This window comes from Pedobacter polysacchareus (genome assembly GCF_019802255.1).
Taxonomy (GTDB): Bacteria; Bacteroidota; Bacteroidia; order Sphingobacteriales; family Sphingobacteriaceae; genus Pedobacter; species Pedobacter polysacchareus.
The window spans coordinates 81,028-101,603 of record NZ_JAHYSS010000008.1 but is presented as its reverse complement, the minus strand read 5'-3'; the positions used below and the strand labels follow the sequence as shown (position 1 = coordinate 101,603).

At 40.9% G+C, this 20,576-nt stretch carries 13 protein-coding genes and 1 tRNA gene; 3 read left to right on the top strand and 11 right to left on the bottom strand.

Annotated features, from left to right (window positions below):
• Positions 1–12 precede the first annotated feature (12 nt).
• From K7X70_RS22480 to K7X70_RS22455, 6 genes are all read right to left on the bottom strand, one after another.
• The gene (locus K7X70_RS22480; protein ID WP_222539154.1) at positions 13–4,635 is read right to left on the bottom strand and encodes an nSTAND1 domain-containing NTPase; all 4,623 of its coding nucleotides are present in this window, start codon (positions 4,633–4,635) and stop codon (positions 13–15) included.
• A gap of 289 nt (positions 4,636–4,924) precedes the next feature.
• Entirely contained in the window at positions 4,925–6,559 is a 1,635-nt protein-coding gene (locus K7X70_RS22475; protein ID WP_222539153.1) for a RagB/SusD family nutrient uptake outer membrane protein, read from the bottom strand.
• A 29-nt stretch (positions 6,560–6,588) separates the two neighbouring features.
• A complete protein-coding gene (locus K7X70_RS22470; RefSeq protein ID WP_222539152.1) occupies positions 6,589–9,558 on the bottom strand; it encodes a SusC/RagA family TonB-linked outer membrane protein in 2,970 nt (989 codons plus the stop codon).
• A 301-nt stretch (positions 9,559–9,859) separates the two neighbouring features.
• Positions 9,860–10,297, bottom strand: a complete 438-nt coding sequence (locus K7X70_RS22465) for a tail fiber domain-containing protein (protein ID WP_222539151.1) — start codon at positions 10,295–10,297, stop codon at positions 9,860–9,862.
• Between the two features lie 80 nt (positions 10,298–10,377).
• Positions 10,378–11,880 (bottom strand): glycerol kinase GlpK, encoded by a 1,503-nt coding sequence (gene glpK, locus K7X70_RS22460; protein WP_222539150.1) that lies wholly within the window; start codon positions 11,878–11,880, stop codon positions 10,378–10,380.
• Between the two features lie 51 nt (positions 11,881–11,931).
• The gene (locus K7X70_RS22455) at positions 11,932–13,494 is read right to left on the bottom strand and encodes a glycerol-3-phosphate dehydrogenase/oxidase (RefSeq protein ID WP_222539149.1); all 1,563 of its coding nucleotides are present in this window, start codon (positions 13,492–13,494) and stop codon (positions 11,932–11,934) included.
• 546 nt (positions 13,495–14,040) lie between these two features.
• Here K7X70_RS22455 and K7X70_RS22450 point away from each other — a divergent pair.
• Both K7X70_RS22450 and K7X70_RS22445 read left to right on the top strand, forming a co-directional pair.
• Positions 14,041–14,113: transfer RNA gene (locus K7X70_RS22450), tRNA-Lys, on the top strand.
• Between the two features lie 227 nt (positions 14,114–14,340).
• Positions 14,341–14,964, top strand: a complete 624-nt coding sequence (locus K7X70_RS22445; RefSeq protein ID WP_222539148.1) for a phosphoribosyltransferase — start codon at positions 14,341–14,343, stop codon at positions 14,962–14,964.
• 146 nt (positions 14,965–15,110) lie between these two features.
• Here K7X70_RS22445 and K7X70_RS22440 read toward each other — a convergent pair whose 3' ends face one another.
• The 5 genes from K7X70_RS22440 to K7X70_RS22420 form a co-directional block, all read right to left on the bottom strand.
• Entirely contained in the window at positions 15,111–15,788 is a 678-nt protein-coding gene (locus tag K7X70_RS22440) for a potassium channel family protein (protein ID WP_222539147.1), read from the bottom strand.
• A gap of 163 nt (positions 15,789–15,951) precedes the next feature.
• The gene (locus K7X70_RS22435; protein ID WP_222539146.1) at positions 15,952–16,908 is read right to left on the bottom strand and encodes an MlaD family protein; all 957 of its coding nucleotides are present in this window, start codon (positions 16,906–16,908) and stop codon (positions 15,952–15,954) included.
• A complete protein-coding gene (locus tag K7X70_RS22430) occupies positions 16,905–17,675 on the bottom strand; it encodes an ABC transporter ATP-binding protein (protein ID WP_222539145.1) in 771 nt (256 codons plus the stop codon). The genes K7X70_RS22435 and K7X70_RS22430 overlap by 4 nt, the downstream gene beginning before the upstream one ends.
• 9 nt (positions 17,676–17,684) lie before the next feature.
• Positions 17,685–18,440, bottom strand: coding sequence for an MlaE family ABC transporter permease (locus tag K7X70_RS22425; protein WP_255607572.1), 756 nt, complete (start codon positions 18,438–18,440; stop codon positions 17,685–17,687).
• A gap of 159 nt (positions 18,441–18,599) precedes the next feature.
• Complete coding sequence (locus K7X70_RS22420; protein ID WP_222539143.1) at positions 18,600–19,238, bottom strand: nitroreductase; 639 nt, start codon at positions 19,236–19,238, stop codon at positions 18,600–18,602.
• A 141-nt stretch (positions 19,239–19,379) separates the two neighbouring features.
• On the opposite strand from K7X70_RS22420, the gene cfa reads away from it, so the two are divergent.
• Complete coding sequence (gene cfa, locus K7X70_RS22415; RefSeq protein WP_222539142.1) at positions 19,380–20,540, top strand: cyclopropane fatty acyl phospholipid synthase; 1,161 nt, start codon at positions 19,380–19,382, stop codon at positions 20,538–20,540.
• Positions 20,541–20,576: the final 36 nt, after the last annotated feature.

Here is a 20,576-nt window from a genome sequence, read left to right as displayed (position 1 = left end):
TTTAAGGTTAAATTATTCTTGTCGTTTTCCCGTTAATGGAGGTAAGCGGCTATCTCTGATGGCCATTAATACCGCTTTATGTGTATAATTCACAAATAATCGATCGTCTTTGAGGTAGTAAAGTCTTCCACCTGGCTCATCATATCGTAAACTTCTGGGCATGGTTCCATAGAAATTAAGCTTGGTCACTACTACCCCATTTCTATCCAAAACTGCTATTGTTTTTCCATTTTTATTAGAGGTACTCACTGCCAGATGCTGCGCTCCCATATAAAAAATACTGTCGATTTTTTTGTTCGCAGATCGGCGTGTCCAGAGCTTCTTTCCGACAATAGTTTGAAAAGTGAGGGAGTCACTGTTAAATCGAATCATGGTACTGTCGTTATACAAATCATTAAATACCGTTCTGTTTTGGCCAGGATTTCCGGGGATTTTAATGCGCTTTTCTTCGAGAAATATCGGGTTTAAGGACAGGTATTTGAAGCAGCTGACACTATCATTACTCGCGACCATAAATCCATTTTCATAGAAGAAACAATACTTATGCCTTGCTATAAACCGTATGGGCTGCAATCGGTTATTGAAATTCAGGTCAATAAACACTCCTCTGTTTATTTCAGGAACTGCGATGGCCTTTCCGTATTTTTTAGAATAATGAATGGCCCAATTCCTTAGGTCTTCACGTGCTGTTTCCACCTTATTTCTCAAGTTATAAAATACGGCTCGGTCTGGCTTTTTATAAAAGATGACACCATCAGCTGAGGCCTTGTACCACTTCCTGGAATCCTCCTTTAACTGGAAAGCTGCCGCATTTTGTACTTCAGGAACGGTGTTTACTATGCGATTATTCCTAAGGTCGATCACGATACCCACATTGGGCTGGTCGCCGAGTACCAACAACTGATTCCGCTCTTTTAACAGTTCTAGTCGGGGGTTATTTTCTCTATTCACAAAGCCAGAAAGACAAGAGCCGAACTGGTCTTTCAAAGCCCAGTGAAGATGGCGGTTATTTGGAGAAATGAACATCAGAGTATCACCAGAATATCCTGCAAACTTCGACTGCTTATTGTTGTTGGAAATCTTTTTTGCCAGTCCAGTCTGAATGTCCAATAACACCTGACTATTGTCATTATAAACCAAATAGTTATCGCCAGATAAAGCGCTAACCGTAGCAGGTCTCTGATATTCCTCTGTCGGTGGAGCCAGTGAGTAAGCGATCCGAATCTGCTCTCCAGATTGCAGATCCAGGCGGTTTAAGTACTTTTCTGTAAAAGAAAGCAGGTATTTACCATCCCTGGTTAGGCGGCTGGAATCTATTTGTTCTGAGATATCCAGTGAATTTCTTTTAAAAAAATGATCTCTGTTCAGGTCCAGCCACATGCAGTTTCCTGCAGCAGCGATAGCTAATCTATCGCCATTGTCGGAAATTTGGCCCCAGATTTCCCCTGCTGGCTTAAGCTCCCTGATGATGCGGGTGTTGTTATTTTTATAGTCTAGCACTTCAAATCGATCCGGAAAAGCAAAGAGTATTTTATGCGCATTTAAATTGACGCTGAGTAAACTGGCATTGTAGATTTTCTGTAGTTTTCCGTTATGATCAAAAATAAAGTGTCCTTCTTTGCCGTTTTTCCTGGCAGTCAATAATAGCTGCTCGGATTCCGGGAGATAATACACGTTTTTATAGCCCTGGTAACGAAAATCCAGATCTCCTTTGATGGGGATCTGGCGTTCCTTTTTACTCTGTAAATCTATCACTGTTACCGTTTCAAGCTTGGCAACATCATCCATACGAGTTCCTGGCGAACTTAAAAGCAGTAAATACTTCCCATCTGCAGAAAAAACAGGATAAGTTCTTCCTGATGCGAGTTTAGATTGCCAGAGGATATTGCGCCAGGCATCCAGCAGCTGCCGCTGCCCCTTTTTATCAATAAAGGAAGCAAACTGCTGGTTTCCAGAGGTCAAAACTTCTCCATTTACACCAAGGCTTTGCAGTGTTTTACCTGCCGAATCGAGCAGTACCATCCATTCCTTTCCATACCTCAGCAATACGTTCCCGCCCATAGGATAATAGTCCAGCAAGGGTCTGTCCAAGGAAAGTTCTTTGTAAGAAAAGGCGATTTCCCGATCAGATTTAGCGTATAAATCAGACAGCTTTTCTTGAAGGGGAATGGAATTACTGTCCAGCGAATAAGCATATTCTAACTGCCGGATCGCCTCTGTGGGCGTGAATGTATCTGATTTCGTCAGCAAATTTAAGGCTTCGGTTTTGTTCACCTGATCCTGCAAGCGTTCTTTTTGAAACCAGAAAAACAGCGCGGTACCGAAAGCGGCGAACAACGCTGCAGCAACCAATAGTTTTGCTGTCTTATTTGATTTCCTTTTCAACCTGATCGAATCGTCAATAAATACTTTTTCGGTCACATTTAAATAATCGGGCAACTCCTTTGTCACCAGCTCCAGTCTGGGATCTTTTGCCCATAAATGACCATTACGATCTTCCCCTTTATTGTTGTTATAAATCTTTGAAATGTCTGAGATGCGGTACAGCAATTTGATCTTATCTTCATTATTCAATTTCTGTAATGGATCTCTTATTTTAAGCCAGCCGAGAATTAAGGAAGTTCTCAAAAAAGCATCATGAACCGGTTCAATAAATCGCTGACCATTTTCATCTGTATCGGAGCTTAACAGCCTGTAGAACACCAATGAGCTGGCAATTTCTTTTATCTTTTGTGTTACTGCTGCGCTGGGGTACTGCAGCTCATCAGGCACATCGTTTATTGCTTCGATAAAGATTCTGCGCTTCGCCAATTTGCCGCCTTCCAGGGAGATCAGTCGAAAAATAAGCTTTTTGAAGAGTGTACGTGCTGCGTCTGTCGTTAATTTTTCATATTCCGAGGTTACTTTGACATCCAGAATTCCTCCGATACCGCCAAAATTATTGTATTCTAGTTCCAGCAATTTTCGATCGTCTTTACGCTCATAAAGCTCACTTAGAGTGAGAGAAAGTAAAGGTAATGATCCCGGGTTTTGAAAAGCATCGTCTATAATTCTATTGATAAAAGCCTCATTGGCTTTCTGGGAACCAGTAATAGAGGTAAATTCCAACACCTCCTGTAAAGCAGGCTGTTCTACAATTTCCCTGATCTCCGATCTTAAAAACAGCGGTACCAGAAACCGACTTTTCAAAGTGTCCCCCAGTTGAAAAAGCTTTGAAGTTTTAAACTGGCTTTCAAAATCGGAACGAATGGTAATGATCACCTTATGATTTTTAATCAGGTTGAGAATAAGCAGTTCAAAACCTTCTCTTTCCTTTTCATCATTACATACGGTAATCAATTCCTCGTACTGATCTATGAGTAAGATTTTTGGTTCGGCAGCATTTTCTATTTCTCTCAGGTAATCTGCATGGCTGGTATAAGGGGTTTTTCCTGGCCTGAGCTGATGACCATGTTTTTTATAAACAGAAAGGATTCCTGCTTTAACCAGGGAAGTTTTACCACAGCCCGAAGCGCCGGTGACGATGGTTAATGGGTGATTGGAGATGACTTCTTTGAGTCCTGGCCGGGCCACACCTCCTTCTTCCCAACCTTCCAGCACTCTTTCCCGCCCATAAAAGATAACGCTGTCGTTTTCTGTATAGGCATCCAGGCCTTTGTAAGGATTTTCATTGGTTTGCTTTTTAAGCTGTAACTTCCCCTTTGAAAGGTGTCGCGGAGAAAGAAACACAAATTCCCCTTTATTGGCTGCTCCAAGGGAAAAAAGCATGGGGATCTGTTGTTTATCAACGGCGATTTTCCGTTCATAGAGGTGTTCAAAAATCTGCTCTCTGATAAAGAACATCAGTTCTGTGGCAGTAATGACCCCATCAGGTGGGGTACTGCCATAACTCAGGTCGGCAGAGCCGTTCTCCAGGGCATCAATCAGTATTTCTGCAAATGGCGAAAGCGATTTTCCAGCTTCCTCTCTATTGCCCAGGCGCATGGTGTCTAAAGCCAGCTGATCGTGCGCCGCAGAAGTCATTACCTGCCAGGCTTTATTTTGAACATATTGCCTGAAACGTTCGTAATAGATAGTTTTAGGGACTTCCAAGCCGATGCCCCTGGTTTGCTGTGCCCAGCGAAACGCACCAGAATAACAGCAGTCCAGGATCACCAGTAAATGATCAGATTGCAGGACATTTAACTGCTGCATTACCGTACTCATCTTTATAAAAGTATCCCAGTTGCCGGGAACAGAATTTTTCGCCAGCAGGTAACCTTCAGGATCACCATCCCCATTAACCGCGATGCCATGGCAGGCAATATATATTAGGATCCGCTCCCTTCTTTTCACTTTAATATGTTTCAGAAAATCCAGGATTTCATGATCTTCCGGATCATATAATGGGTTTTCAATCCAACCTTGAATTTTCTCATTTCCCCCCTCATTAGGGTCTTTTCCCATCACTGGTATAGATTCCACTACAAACCCATGTTTTTCTTGTAACACCTGTTTGAGACGCCCTATATCATTCCTCGGGCTGTTCAGGTTACTGATGGCGGCAGAAGAATATTCATTGACCCCTATAAAATAGGCCTTGCTGCTGGTAAAGAATGTATTGATATTGACCGGCGGACTGGTTTTCTCATTCATAGCTTTAGATTCAGAAAAATGAAAAGCAAATCAGATGACATCCAATACGGGATTTTGAGCGTTAATTTTCAGTATTTGGTTTGCAGAAATAAAGCTAGAGGGTAAAAAAGCTAAAAACAATACCTAATGGTTGGTATTTTTATCGAACAAAAAATCCCCCAGAATTCAAATAAATTCTGGGGGATTTCTGTCAATTCAATACATTATTATCGAAAATACAGGGGTATTGTGACCAGGAAACCCGAGACTTGGAGTCAATACAATCCCCCTTCAGGTTCTTAGCCTAAAACTATTGATAACCTGTATTCTGACTAAATTCATCTTTATTGCTCACTGCATCAATCTGAGTTCTTGGAATTGGCTTAACCAGATTAAAATCTTTGATGTTCAGCGCATTTGGATTATATGCTTTTACACGTTCCAGAAGTTTTCCGGTTCTTTTCAAATCGAACCAGCGAATTTGTTCTCCTGCAAACTCCCTGGCACGTTCATCGAGCACGAAATCAAGTGTCATTTGTCCGGCAGAAACCTGCATATCAGCTACCTTTCCTGTTTTTGCCGCCCTGGTTCTGAGTACATTGATGTATTTAGCCGCATCTCCTGGGTTTTGCAATCGCAGGGAAGCTTCTGCGGCGATCAAGTATAATTCCGCGAGACGAATCACGAAAACATCCCTGGCACTTTGGGCCTCATTGATACTGCTTCTGGTAGGATCATCAAACTTGTTCAAAGTCACATAATGCAGCTGGTCTTTAACCGTCCCATTCGCATTGTAGACTGCATTTCTATCATAGATCTTATATAATTTCCCTGTTGGTGCAAACACTTTCTTCGTTGCAAAAATGGCAGTATCTCCCAGTTTCATTCCAGCTGGCCTGCTGGTTCCATTGGCATACCATACGGTTTTAAATGAGCCATCATAACGGGCGTCATCGTCACTATATAAATCGAGTAAAAAACGGGTAGGCATGTAGCGGTCAAAGGGTCTTCCATTTAAGATATCGCGTAGCATTCCTGGCTGGTCATCATATTTCATGGCAAATAACATGTGACTGCTGTTGCTGCCCCTACTATGTCCTAAAGGGTTTAAGATGGGATCTACCAAGTCATTTAAAGAGAGATTGGTAGAATAATTAACGGCATAAATGACTTCTTTATTTTTCAGGTTCTGCATTTTCCAGAGGTCTGCATAAGCGGGCAAAAGTGAGAAACCATAAGTTCCATCGATCACATTAAGTGCCATATCTTTTGCTTCCTGATACTTATTCTGCGTGAGGTACATCCGCGCTAGCAGTGCTTGTGCAGCAGGTTTTGTGGCCCTGGCATAATCTTTTGTGGTCGCTGGAAGGTTGCTCACTGCAAACAATAAATCTTCGATAATCTGCTTATTAAATACGGATACAGGTGTTTTATTGGCAGTCGTAATTACGCCTTTAGTTTCTTCGAGGGTGAAATGTACGCCACCCCAGGATTCCACAATGTGCCAGTTGTAAAAGGCACGGAGAAATTTAAGTTCTCCCTCGCGGATTGCTCTTGTGGCAGGATCCAGACCCGCGCCACCAATCCTATTGATTCCTGCATTGCATAGATTTACCGCCGCATAAAGCTGCTGCCATTCTGTGGTGACCGTCGCATTTGTCCCTTGCAGGTTGATGTATTGTGTTAAATCTGTGGTGACATCTCCTGCGCCGCTCATCCATAAATCGGTTCCCATTTCGGCCATGCCATATCCTTCTTCTTTCCCATACCACCATCTCTGATAGGAATAAGCGGCATTGACCAGGGTTTCAAAGCCTGCTGGAGTCGTGAACACGCTTTCCGCTGTGATTCCGGAAAGATCTTTTTCTTCTAACATCTTTTTACAGGAAGACATGGCTGTGAATCCGGTAAGCAGTATTAATCCTTTAATGATATAATTTTTCATGAGTTCTCTTTTCTTGATAATAATTCCGTTTAAAAGCTGGCGTTCAGACCAAAGGTGTAGAGCTTCGTCATTGGTGCTCCTTCTGACCCTCCTCTTTCCGGATCATACTCCTTTAACAGGCTTGATTTGGTATAGGTAAGCGGATTTCTTGCGGTAAAATAAAGCCTTAAGCTTTTGACAAAGCTTTTTTCCAATGTCTGTTTAGGGATGGAATACCCGAGGGTAATGTTTCTGATCCTCAGAAAAGAACCGTCTTCATAACCTAAACTCGAAGAGTATAAAGTGGAAGCCAATGAGGTATTTTTATTTGGTCTCGGGTAGGCATTTGTTGGATTTTCCGGTGTCCAGTAATCGATAATCGTGGAGCTGTTATTGACACCCTGCGGATCGTAGCGGCGGAGAAAATCAGCATACAGCATCTGCCCCATTCTGGCATATACATACACATTTAAGTCCCATGCTTTATAACTGAACGTATTTTCTAATCCGCCGCTCCAGCTTGGGCGATTGGTTCCTAATATTTTACGGTCGTTGGTACCGTCTATTTTACCATCATCATTCAGGTCTCTTACCCTGATATCGCCTGGTTTCTGTCCATATTTCAGGGCTTCAGCTGCCTGGTCTGCCTGCCAGATTCCAATCTTTTCATAGTCGTAAAAGGATTGGATCGGAGAACCCACAAACCAGTTGTTCAGCACATCTGCCTGAGCACCGCCAGCCAGTTCAATAATACGCTCTTTATTTCTGCTAAAACTCAGACTGGTAGTCCATTGGAAGTTTTCGCTGAGGATATTTTTTGAGGCGATATAGATTTCCAGTCCTCTGTTGCCAGTTTTAGCCACATTCTGAATCACACTCCCATTTCCTGTAGAGGGCGGCAGACTTCTGTTCAGGAGTAAATCATACGTTTTAGAATCATAGTAATCAACGGTAGCAGAGATCCTGTTTTTCAGAAAGGAAACCTCTAAACCAAAGTCGCTGGTCTTGGTTTTTTCCCAGCTCAGCTGTTTATTCCCTGTTCTTGGTGTGTAGGTGTACGCTGGTGCCGCTGCATCATCATAAGCAAAGGCAATTTTCGACAAGCTGCTTTCCGTAGAATAAGGGCTGATATTGTCACTTCCTGCGATCCCGTAACTGTATTTTAATTTAAGGTCAGAGATGACTGTATTGTCTTTCAAAAATGTTTCATCACTTACTCTCCAGGCAATCGCACCTGAAGGGAAAAACGCCCATTTGTTGCCCTCAGCAAGCTTCGAAGAACCATCCGTACGTCCGGTTAAGGTCAGCAGGTATTTTCCTTTGTAAGCATAGTTTAATCGCCCTGCGAAGGAAAGCAGGTTATTCATTATATAAGCAGTGCTTACCGCCTGATTGATGGTATTTCCGAGCCCATAAAACAACTGCGATTTGAGCAGCTGATTCTCACCGGAAGCACTTACATTATCGGCCCTGTTGAACAGCATACTATTGATTCCGGTTAAGGTAAATGCATGTTCTTTGATCTGCTTGTTATACGTCACAAAGTTTTCAATATTGATCAAATGTCCGTTGGAAGCCGCATAAGTTGCTTTAGGATTGGAGCCATTACGATCCAGGGAATAACGATCGGCATAAGTCCCAAGGCGATCTGTGTTTAAGTTTGCACCCAGATTAGAACGAAAAACCAGACCTTCCATTGGTTTCAGTTCCATGTACGCCGACAAAATCGTCCGGTTAATGACCGACTCACTCGTATAAATATCTGGCTGTTCATCCGCCAGTGGATTCACAAATGTTCCAAAAAGCGGATAAAACATAAAGCTTCCGGCATCGTCATAAATCGTTCCTAATGGCGCTACCTTATTGGCTTGATTTAGGGGATCTCTGCGATTTTCCTGCTCATAATGCGTGAATTGAGCCTGCAATCCTGTGGTAAATATTTTCCCAATAGATTGATCTACGTTTAAACGCGCAGAATAGCGGTCGGACTTATCTTTCTTTAACACTCCTTTTTCGTTCATGTAGTCTAAAGAGAAGTAAACCTTAGTTTTCTCTGTTCCTGCACGCACACCGATCTGATGGTCTTGCTGGTGACCATCATGGAATAACAGGTCTTGATAATCTAAAAACTGATTATTTTGAATCGCATTAAATTCAGCAGTGCTAAAAATCGAGGCATCATCTGCCGGACTTTTCCAGGTTCCGGTATTTCTGTTTGCTTCTCTTTTCAGTGCAATATACTGCTGGGCGTCCATCACAGAAGGGTACCTGGATACTTTTGATACGCCATAATAAGAGTTTAAAGAGATGGTAGCCTCCCCTGTGATTCCTTTTTTGGTGGTGATCAGGATCACTCCGTTTGCCCCTCTCGACCCATATATCGCGGTAGAAGAAGCATCTTTCAGAATGTCCATAGAGGCAATATCATTAGGATTTATATCCTGAATGCTGGAGTACTGCACCCCATCTACGATGATCAATGGTCCGTTTCCTGCAGTGATCGACCGGGTTCCGCGGATGTTGATGTTTACGCCCGAAGAGGCAGCACCACTACTCCTGGTAATGTCTACCCCAGGAACTTTCCCCTGAATAGATTCCAAAGGGTTGGCGGAAGGCACTTTTGCAATTTCATCACCTTTGATGGACACTACAGAACCGGTCAGATCCCGTTTTTTTACGGTGCCATACCCCACCACAACCACCTCATTCAGGTCGTTTTGTTCCGGTGTCATTTTGATGTTGAGGTTGCTCTGCGTACCCACATTCACTTCTTGTTTTTGAAAACCTACGTAGTTTAGCAGGAGTACCGGATTGCTGATATTTGCAGGGATGCTTAAGCTAAATTTGCCCTGTGCATCGGTACTTGTTCCGCGGGAAGTTCCTTTGACCTGGACGGTTACGCCGATCAATGTTTCCCCATTTTTGGCATCAGACACCTGGCCAGAAATCTTCCGGTCCTGGGCGTAGACTGCGCTGCAAAACAGGCACAGCAGGGCCAGTGATAAATAAAATTTGCTCATATATTTGGTTAGGTTAATTTCTTTTGCCTTTAAACAAGTCTACAAAGAATCAAACACCAAAAATTAAAATGAGCGATAAAAAACTGTGCAATCGTTCCCGAAACAAATGAAACAGAGCGATTTAAAGGAGATTCATAAATCCAGCAGCCATTATCCGAGGGATGAAGAGATTTACTCCTGGTAAAAACAACAGGAATTTAGGCTGGTCAAAAAAAAGCCCCCCAACAAGCATTGAACTTATTGGGGGACTCATGTCCTGGCTTTCTATGGGCTTTCCAGAAAGCTGTTCTTTTTCAGATGGTTATTTTGACTTCTCTTTTAAAAGATGTAATTCTTTCTTTAAAAGCTCAATTTCTGCCTGTTGTTCTTTGATAGCGGCTACCAGCACAGGGATTAGATGCTCTGACTGTACCTCATTGTATTTTACTACTTTAGAATCATTTTTTCCGGCATTATATTGTTTGGACACTTCGGTTACCATTTGCGGAAATTCAGGGAGTACATTACTCACTAAAAAGCCGTATTGACCACCTGTTGGCAGCTCCAGATAATTGAATTTTTTGGTGTCGTAGTTAAAAGTAACCGGTTCCAGGTTTTTCAGCTGCTGTGTGGCAGTTGAGATCTTATCTACGTTTACTTTTAGCTCTTTTTCATTGATTTTTTGTGCGCTTGCGCCCATTGCACTTGCTGTTAAAACAAGTCCGAATACAGCGGTTTTCACTAAGATTTTATATTTCATGATATTAAAATTTTGGTAAAACAAGATGTTAATTCTCCAGTCCTACTCCCTCCTTTTTCCATTTGGACAAGTAGGATTTTTTATTCTTCAGACCAATTTCTTGATCTTTCTACTGCTTTTTTCCAGTAGTGAAGGTAGTTTTTCGCCTGATCTTTTTCCATTGATGGCTCAAATTTCTTTTCTATATTCCATTGTTTCTTGATCTCATCTATGCTGCTCCAGTACCCAACGGCAAGGCCGGCAAGATAAGCGGCGCCCAATGCAGTGGTTTCCAGAATCTTTGGTCTGACTACATCACTGCCAAAAATATCTGCCTGAAACTGCATCAATGCATTATTTTCTACTGCTCCACCATCTACTCTTAATTCTTTAGATTTCTTTCCGGAATCGGATTCCATGCTTTTCAAAAGATCATTTACCTGGAAAGCGATTCCTTCCAATGCTGCGCGGGCGATGTGTGCTGCAGTAGTTCCCCTGGTGATGCCGAATATTGCGCCACGTGCATATTGATCCCAATATGGCGCACCTAAACCGGTAAGCGCTGGTACGAAATAAACACCGCCATTGTCTTTTACTGAAGCCGATAAAGTTTCACTTTCTGCAGAAGTTCTGATAATCCCAAGACCATCACGCAGCCATTGAATTGCTGCTCCGCCTACAAAAACACTACCTTCTAAAGCATAAGTAACTTTGCCATCAATTTTCCAGCCTACGGTAGTCAGCAAGTTGTTTTTTGAGAATACAGGTTTATGACCAGTATTCATCAGCATAAAGCAACCGGTACCATAGGTATTTTTGGTCATTCCTTCCTCCACACACATCTGTCCGAATAATGCAGCCTGCTGATCTCCTGCGATTCCAGCAATAGGAATTTTGGAAGCAAAAAGTGTGGTGACTGTATTTCCATATACTTCAGAACTTTGTCTGACTTCTGGGAGCATGCTTTCCGGAATGGTCAGCAATTCCAATAGTTCTTTATCCCATTCCATGGTATTGATGTTGAACATCAACGTTCTGCTGGCATTGGAAACATCGGTGATGTGCATGGCCCCACGGGTAAATTTCCACACCAACCAGCTATCCACGGTACCAAAACACAGATCTCCATGCTCTGCCCTTTCCCTTGCGCCTTTCACATTGTCCAGAATCCATTTCACCTTAGTTCCGGAGAAATAGGCATCAATGACTAATCCTGTTTTTTCTTTTATTTTATCTGTCCAGCCTTGTTCTTTAAGCTCGTCGCAATATTTTGAGGTACGTCTGTCTTGCCAAACGATCGCATTATATACCGGAATTCCGGTTTCTCTATCCCATACAATCGTTGTTTCCCTTTGATTGGTGATACCGATTGCGGCAATATTTAATCCGTTTAAATCAGATTTGGCAATGACTTCAGCGGCGACAGAAGACTGCGAGTACCAGATTTCATTTGCATCATGTTCTACCCAACCTGGTTTCGGAAAGAATTGCTCAAATGGTTTCTGCGCTACGGCAACGACCTCACCATCATGGTTAAAGATAATGGCACGAGAACTTGTGGTTCCCTGATCGAGGGCTAGAATGAATTTTTGATCTGGCTCCATTTTATAGGTGTTATTGGAATTAATAAGTTTAAAATTATCTCTGGTATTGATTTAAAATATGGTGTAGGTTTTGGCGAGGTGCTTAAAGTCCTCCACTTCTTTCTCTACCCATGCCTGATCGCGGTTCAGCTCTTCAGCAATGATTCTGGCCACTTCCGGTGCTGCTGCAATGGCTGCTTTAACATCCAGGAACAACAGTCTGAAACGACGTCCCACCACATCTTCTACCCTTCGCGCATATTCATTTCTAACGGCCCATACCACCATTGCTTTCGTATATGGATAGGCTGGCACCAGTCTTTCCCCAAGTGCAGGGTTTTCCTGGATCAGCTTTTGTATCCCTGCAAGATCAGTTCCATAAAAATGAAGTGGATCTGATTTATCGGGAGAAGCCACATACCCATGAATGTGAAGCTGCTCTGTTTTACAAGGTTTTGCAGGCAGGTATCCTTTTTCAATCGCTTTATCTACCGTATCCTGAGCCATCCTTCTAAAGGTAGTCCATTTACCACCGGTGATGGTGATCATTGCAGAATCTGAAACGATGATTTTATGACTTCTGGAAATTTCTTTCGTTTTTGAGCCCTCCTGTTTTGGGGCTGCCAATGGGCGTAATCCTGCAAAAACAGCAAGTACATCTGCACGTGTTGGTTTTTTCCTAAAGTATTTTGCTGCTGTAGAAAGGATAAATTCGATTTCCTGATCTAAGGCCTGAGGTTCTAGCTCCGGATGATCTCTTAGTGTATCAGTAGTTCCTACAATCAGTTTATCATGCCATGGTACGGCAAATAGCACCCTTCCATCGTCAGTTTCAGGAATCATCAGCGCATTGTCTCCTTCCATAAAAGAACGATCAAGCGTAATGTGTACCCCCTGACTTGGGCGTACCAGATGCGGTGCTTCCGGTCTGTCCATTTGAAGAATATTATCTACATAAACACCGGTGGCATTGATGACCACTTTTCCAAGGACATCATAAGTGTTTCCGGTTTCAATATCTTTCACTTTTACGCCGTTTACTTTCTTACTACTGTCTTTCAGTAGACCTTCTACCTTCATGTAGTTGAGTACCGTTGCGCCATTTTCTATCGCAGTCTGGGCGATGTTTAAGGCAAGTCGGGTATCATCAAACTGACCGTCATGGTAAACCACTCCACCTTTTAATCCTTCTCTTTTAATAGAAGGTAATGCGGCAATGGTCTTTTCTTTATTGATATATTTTGAGGCACCCAGGCTGAGCTTACCTGCTAGCAGGTCGTAAAACTTCAATCCTATGGTATATTTGATATTGTCGAACCAGGTATAATTTGGAATGACGAATGATTCATTTTTAGTCAGATGAGGGGCATTTTTCAATAGCAATCCTCTTTCATGACAAGCTTCACGCACCAGGCCGAGATCACCTTGAGCCATATAGCGAACACCGCCATGCACTAATTTGGTTGCCTTACTAGAGGTTCCTTTGGCAAAATCTGCCTGTTCCACTAACAGCGTTTTATACCCACGTGTAGCCGCGTCCATTGCGATTCCCAAACCTGTAGCCCCCCCGCCAATGATGACCACGTCCCATTTTTCGCCGGTTGCTAGATTCTGTATCAATTTAGTTCTGTCCATAGTAGCGCTTTTAACAAAATGAAACTTTCAATTAGTTTCGTTTTCTTTCACAAATTTGTCTTTTTATCGTTTCATTTCCAAATTATTATTACGTTATTTTCGGGCAAAATGCGTTAATTCATGTGTAATTGAACAAAATGCGGGAAAATTTACCTGGGCTTTACATTCTTGATCGGCACTGGATACGTATAAATTTAACATTGGTTAAGAGGATAATGAAGAAGAGTGGTAATTTGTTTGCTGTATTAGCTAATTTTCGGTCAATTATTTTCTAAGAGGTATGTTTAGACAGGTTGGATAAGGCTGGAATGTAATTATTGTTTTTTTACTTATGATTTTGTCGGGGTGTATAAACAACGATTCAAGTTTATAGGAGCTGTATTCCGCTCCTATTAGAAACAATTGGTCATTTGTTGTAAAAATATTTCAGCTGTACCTCAGCGCATTACGAAATTTCTTTAATTTTTGTGCACTTTTTTAAGTGTACGATATACTGATTAATGAAAATTTTCTATCTTTGCACTCCCGAAACAAGGGAACATAATTGATTCCGTAGCTCAGCTGGTAGAGCATTACACTTTTAATGTAGTGGTCCTGGGTTCGAATCCCAGCGGGATCACAAAAACACCGTTAATCATCTGATTAACGGTGTTTTTCTTTTATGGGGCTCCTTGGCTTTTCAAGTCGCCACCTCCAAATACCCCTCCTACATTTGTTTTTTTTGTTGATCATCCATGTCATGTTCAAGATCACTCCTTCAAATGACCGTCGACACCATAAAACCTATTCGTAAATAGTAATTTGGATTGATCAATGCAAGTGGACTTTTACAAAATCACATGCACCATGTTTAAAGATAGAACAGAAGCTGGCCAGCTATTGGCCGAAAGGCTCAAAAAATACAGAAACGATCCAGGTATTGTCCTGGCTGTACCTAGGGGTGGTGTTCCCCTAGCCTATTTTGTCGCCAAAGAACTAGGTTATCCCTTAGAACTTATCCTGGCAAAAAAAATTGGACACCCTACGAATAAAGAATATGCCATTGGTGCGGCGAACCTTTCAGACTATTTTATTATACATCCTGGAGATGTTTCCGAGGATTACATTCAACAAGAACTGTTGGTGATCAGAACACGGCTTAAGGAAATGTATAAAAAATTTATGGGAAATAAAGCGCCTGAAAATATAGCAGGAAAAACAGTTATTATTATTGATGATGGAATGGCAACTGGCAATACCATGCTAGGAACATTAAAACTGATTCGTAAGGGGCAACCTGGAAAAATTATTATAGGCGTCCCAGTATCATCGAAAGAGGCTGTCGAAAAGCTATCTAAAGAGGTAAATGAAGTCGTAGTCTTATTGACCCCAGAGGCATTTTATGGCGTAGGCGCCTTCTACGAAGACTTCAATCAGATCAGTGATGAAGAAGTGACATTTTACTTATCTCAATTGCAAAAGCCCCGCTAATTTTTTGTTGCTTAGTAAATTTGAAATGAACTTGTGCACCTTATTTAGTTGTGATTTGACCATTGATAGAAATGCAAAGGAAAGATTTAAATAGAGGGATTCAGCCATTAGTTTTTTAGTTAACCGTTTATTAGTCTTGAATAAATCTATTTATCACTTAGTTTGTTATTTGTAACCAGCCTCGCAATAACTACAGCAGGATATAAGATACCAATTGCAGAAAGTAAAACTGAAAGCATGCGAGAGGCCATTCCATCGGGATAAATATCGCCATAACCGACAGTGGTTAATGATACCAGGCTATAATAAACATAAGTTGCATAATCAGTATCGTCATTTCGCAAGCTAATATTACCGGCTATTGATTTACCGGTTTGAATTTTTAGAATCTCAAAAGCAAAAGCACCCATTAAAGCAAATAAGAGATAGACATTTACTGCTCCTATAACTCTGAATACATTAAGTTCTGAATTCCGAAATAACAATCTTATATTAATAAAAATAAATAAGCTCATATTAACAACCCCAACTAAACGCTCTATCAAATAGTATTCATTAGGCGTGTCATTAAATCTAATCGTTAGCAAAATCAAATGCGCTAAGAACAGAAATGACGATAAATAAATAATCCAGTTGTCCTCGCTTGAAAAAATTCCTATAAAATAGAGCGTCAAGAATAAAATATTTAAAAATAAAATATCTACTATACCACTATCCAATAAAATTGGCATAATAAATACCATACAAAAAAGCATTACCAACAAGGTGATAAAACTGGTATCTGAATGCCAATAATCCTTTACTTTATTGATGATCCGTTTCAATAGCTAAAAATTAGATGATTAAAAATTAATAAAAAAACATAAACTAAACACTCACAAAGAAATAACTATTTAATCATAAACCGATTAATGCCAACATCTAATAGGAAACACTAAATGGACATCATAATTAAATAGAACAAATAACCGTTAAAATATTTAATTCTTACATGGGGTTCATCAATTGCTTTTGCTTTAATTTTTCCTGTTTTTTAAAGTACCCTCTAAATAAAAAATTATGCTTTAAAGCCTCCATATTTTGGTTAAATCCCGCAGTACCTTCTTCGATATTAGTTAAACTGGCATCCAGTTTTTTAAGCATTACAGTATCCTTAAGTAATCCATTAACCAGTCCGGAACGATTTAGCTGACTGGTTAGTTCCTCAGCATTATCGCTGACCGCTTTAAGTTTCCTTAACACATTATTCAAACCGGATGCAAAAGTCGTATCCATTAAAAGCATACCTGCGGTCCCCTTTCCTTGTCTAGCTAGGGTAACCATATCATTAACACTGCCTGCAACCTCATTAACTTTGATACTGGCCTGATTGAGATTTGATAAAGTTGATTTTAATTTTACTGAGATTTCTCTATCAGTTAACACCTCCCAAATTTTGCTTTCATTAAGTCGCAAAACTGATGATTTTAGTCCTTCCGAAATCTGTAATATATTCGCATTGGTGACCGACAGTGTTTGAAACATTTCGTCTATTACAACTCCCTTTTTTGCACTTATGAAATCACCATCTGCTACTGTTTGTAAATTTCCACTACCGGGCATGATCTGCATTATTTTATTCCCCATCAATCCCTCAGTACCAATCGATACTATCGCATTTTTACGAATATATGGTTTTAGATCCTGATCAATCAGCATTGAGACTTCAATAGTACTATCATTTAAAATCTTGAAGCCTTTCACAGTTCCGGCCTGAATACCTGCATACCATACATTATTTCCTTTGGTCAAGCCATTTAAATTGGAGAAACGTGCTTTGAGTACAAAACTTGCCCCAAAAAGACTTCTGTTTTTACCAATCATATAAAATCCAATAATGGTCAGGATAAGTGCAGCTAAGACAAAAGCACCCAATCTTATATTATTTCCGGTCTGGTTTTTCATATCTGATCTTTGAAAAATTGGCTTATTTTTTCGTCTTTTGACTCACTTAGCTCAAAATAACTCCCCTGAACATAACATTTTCCATCTAACAATAAAGCGATCCGATCGGCTGTATACTTTACACAGTTCATATCGTGCGATATAATAACTGATGAGGTGTGATACTTCTTTTGCATCTTTAAAATCAAATCATCTATTTCCCTTGCGGTTACAGGATCCAATCCTGCGGTGGGTTCGTCATAAAAAATAATCTCTGGTTTCAAAATCAGCGCCCTCGCCAAAGCAATACGCTTGGCCATTCCACCAGAGAGCTCTACGGGCATCATTTCAGCAGTGTCTGCCAAGCCAACATTATGAAGCACTTCTGCTACCATTTCATCCAACAAAAGCTGACTTATCCCCTTGCAGTGTCTCAGTACAGTAAACTCCAGATTATCACGTATAGACATACTATCGAACAATGCATTACTCTGAAAAAGAAACCCCAATTTTATCCTTAATTTGTCCAATTCAGATTCTTTTAGTTCTTCAATATTTTCCCCTAATACAGTAACACTCCCGCTATCAGGCTTTATCAGACCAACAATACACTTTACAAGGACTGATTTTCCTGAACCTGATTTACCTAGAACAACCATATTTTCACCTTTAGCTACATCAAGGCTGAAATCATTAAGGACAATATGCTCACCAAATTTCTTATACAAATGTCTTACAACAATTACTGGCTGCCTTACTTTTATATCGCTATCTGTATTTGAGTCCATCATATGAGTTTAACTAATCAAATCTGTAATCTGTACCGTTAAAAGATCTATAATAAAAATTAACACCGAAGACAATACTACAGCAGAATTGGCTGCATTTCCCACTCCCCTGGTTCCTTTATTAGAATGGTAACCTTTATAGCATCCAACAATGCCAACTGCAAATCCGAAAAAAAAAGTTTTAATGAGTGCCGGAACTAAATCACTAAAATCTAGTCCGTCAATAACCTGTGAAAAAAAGAGGCTAAAACTTGTAACTCCATTAATATTTACGCCGATATAAGAACCTATTAGTGCTATAGCATCACCGATTACAGTCAGTACAGGCAGCATCAGTGTGGAAGAAAGTACCCGCGTAACCACCAAATATTTAAAAGGATTGATTCCACTTACTTCCATAGCATCTATCTGCTCTGTAACCTTCATTGATCCCAGCTCTGCACCTATGCTGCTTCCAATCTTTCCAGCAAAAATTAATGCGGTAATCACCGGGCCAATCTCCCGAATGATTGCGATTCCAACCATTACCGGCAACTGAGCTTCAACTCCATAAACAATTAATGAAGGTCTCAATTGCATAGTAAGCACCAGCCCCATGATGAAACCAGTTAAACCAACTAGGGGAAGAGATTTATATCCAATAAAAAAGCACTGCAGCAAAAATTCCTTAATTTCGAAGCCAGGAAATAACCTCGTTGTAAAGAGTCTGAATGCAAATCTTGAAATACCTCCTGTTTCACTAAGGAATTCCTCGTTACTTGTCATCACCATATCTATTTATGACGCACATCAATATATTTATATAACTGTTTTTTAATAAAGATTTTATTTTTACTTAAATTTCTGTGTTATTTAAGTTTTTTAGATGACGGCTATCATCAAGTTTCTTGATGCTCATCACAATGATGATTTAAGGACTGATATCTAGCAGCACTCCATCCGGTCAACAAAAAGTGTATTATTTTTTATCCGGGATTGTGGTTTAGGTTTTTCATTCCCATACCCAATTATAATCGCTAAATGAACCTCTTCGGCAGTAGGAACCTCCAATTTATAAAAAACAGGGGTTTTTTCGATGTATTTTGCCAACCCAACCGGACAACTATCTAAGCCAAGTGATTTAGCTGCCAGCATCATGTTTTGTGCACACATGCCGATATCTAGTCTAGCCCATTCACTATTTCTGGGGCCAGTGATAAAGACAACAATGGGAGCATCATGAAATATGGCGTGCTCGCTGTTCATATCAAGCGGGCTGGATGAAAAATGCAAAAGCGTTTTGATGGTTTCAATCGGATGTTTTATCGCAGTTTTCAGGATCACCTTAGAGGCAATTTTTGCTATTTCTTTAGAAAAAGAAGCGATCGTATCTTTATGTGTTACAATATAGAATTTCCATGGTTGCCCGTTCATGGCCGATGGAGCCATCCGACCTGCATCTATTATTTTTTCAATAATATCATCGTCTACCATATCAGGAAGATACTTCCTTACCGATCTTCGTTCATAAATCACATGCATTATTGGATTTACTGACACGTCATTGGTGATTACTTGTTTCATGGCGTTTGAATTAATTTACTGTTTTCAAAATAACAGATTGTTAGCTAAGAAACCTATGATGGCAATCAATGCTACCGATGACAACTGTCATTCTCCTATGCTCAAATTTTCACGTTATTTGACCTCCAAAGCAGCAATAAAATGAGCAGCGATAAACAGTTATTTTCAACATCTGGTTCGTTTTCCTCTAATTATGAACAGGAAGTGGTTTGTGATTTATTGAGCAAAGCGGGCATCCAAGTCAATGGAGTGAATTCCTGGGATATCGTGGTAAGTGATCCCCGATTCTATCCCTCCGTGTTCAGGCAGGGCTCCCTCGGTCTGGGTGAAACTTATATGGCTGGATTTTGGGATTCAGTGTCTCCAGACATAACATTATATAAGCTACTCACAGCCGACCTGGAAAATCAGGCCAAGTACAATTTAAAAATGGTTTTATACCGCATCAAGGCCTATCTTTTCAATAGACAATCCGTTCAACAGGTGAGCCGGGATATTCATAGGCATTACGACCTGGGTAACGACCTATTTGAGGCGATGCTAGACGACCGGATGATCTACTCCTGCGCCTACTGGCAGGGTGCCAAAACACTGGAAGAGGCACAGGAGAAGAAGCTGGACCTGATCTGCAGAAAACTGCATTTGGAAGCCGGTCAACGATTGCTGGACATTGGCTGTGGCTGGGGGGGCCTGGCGGGCTATGCTGCCGAAAAATATGGCGTGGAAGTACTGGGTATAACTTTATCAGAAGAACAGGCAAAACTGGCCAGAAAACGTTATGCTCATTTACCCGTGACAATTGAGCTACAAGATTATCGTGATTTAACAGGTCGGTATGACCGGGTGGTATCTGTAGGCATGGTAGAGCATGTCGGCTATAAGAATTATTCCCTTTATATGCAGACGGTTGACCGGGTATTGAAAAACGACGGTATTTTCCTGCTGCATGGAATTGGATCCAATACCTCTATGAAACATACTGATCCCTGGATCGACAGGTATATCTTTCCGAACGGTATGATGCCTTCTATGCAACAGATCACCAAAGCAGCAGAAGGTCATTTTGTGATGGAAGACTGGCATAGTTTCGGAAACGATTATGAACAAACATTGAGGGAGTGGCGGAAGCGATTCAAGCAGGCATGGCCAAGCCTGAGCGCCAAATATGGGAATACCTTTTATCGGATGTGGAATTATTACCTGTGCTGCAGCACTGCATCTTTTCAGGCAAAAAAGAATCAACTCTGGCAGATTGTATTCTCTAAGATGGGAAACCATAGAATCTATCAGCCGGTCAGATGATCAGCTCTGCATTTTCTGCATTTCCCCCTGCGTTAA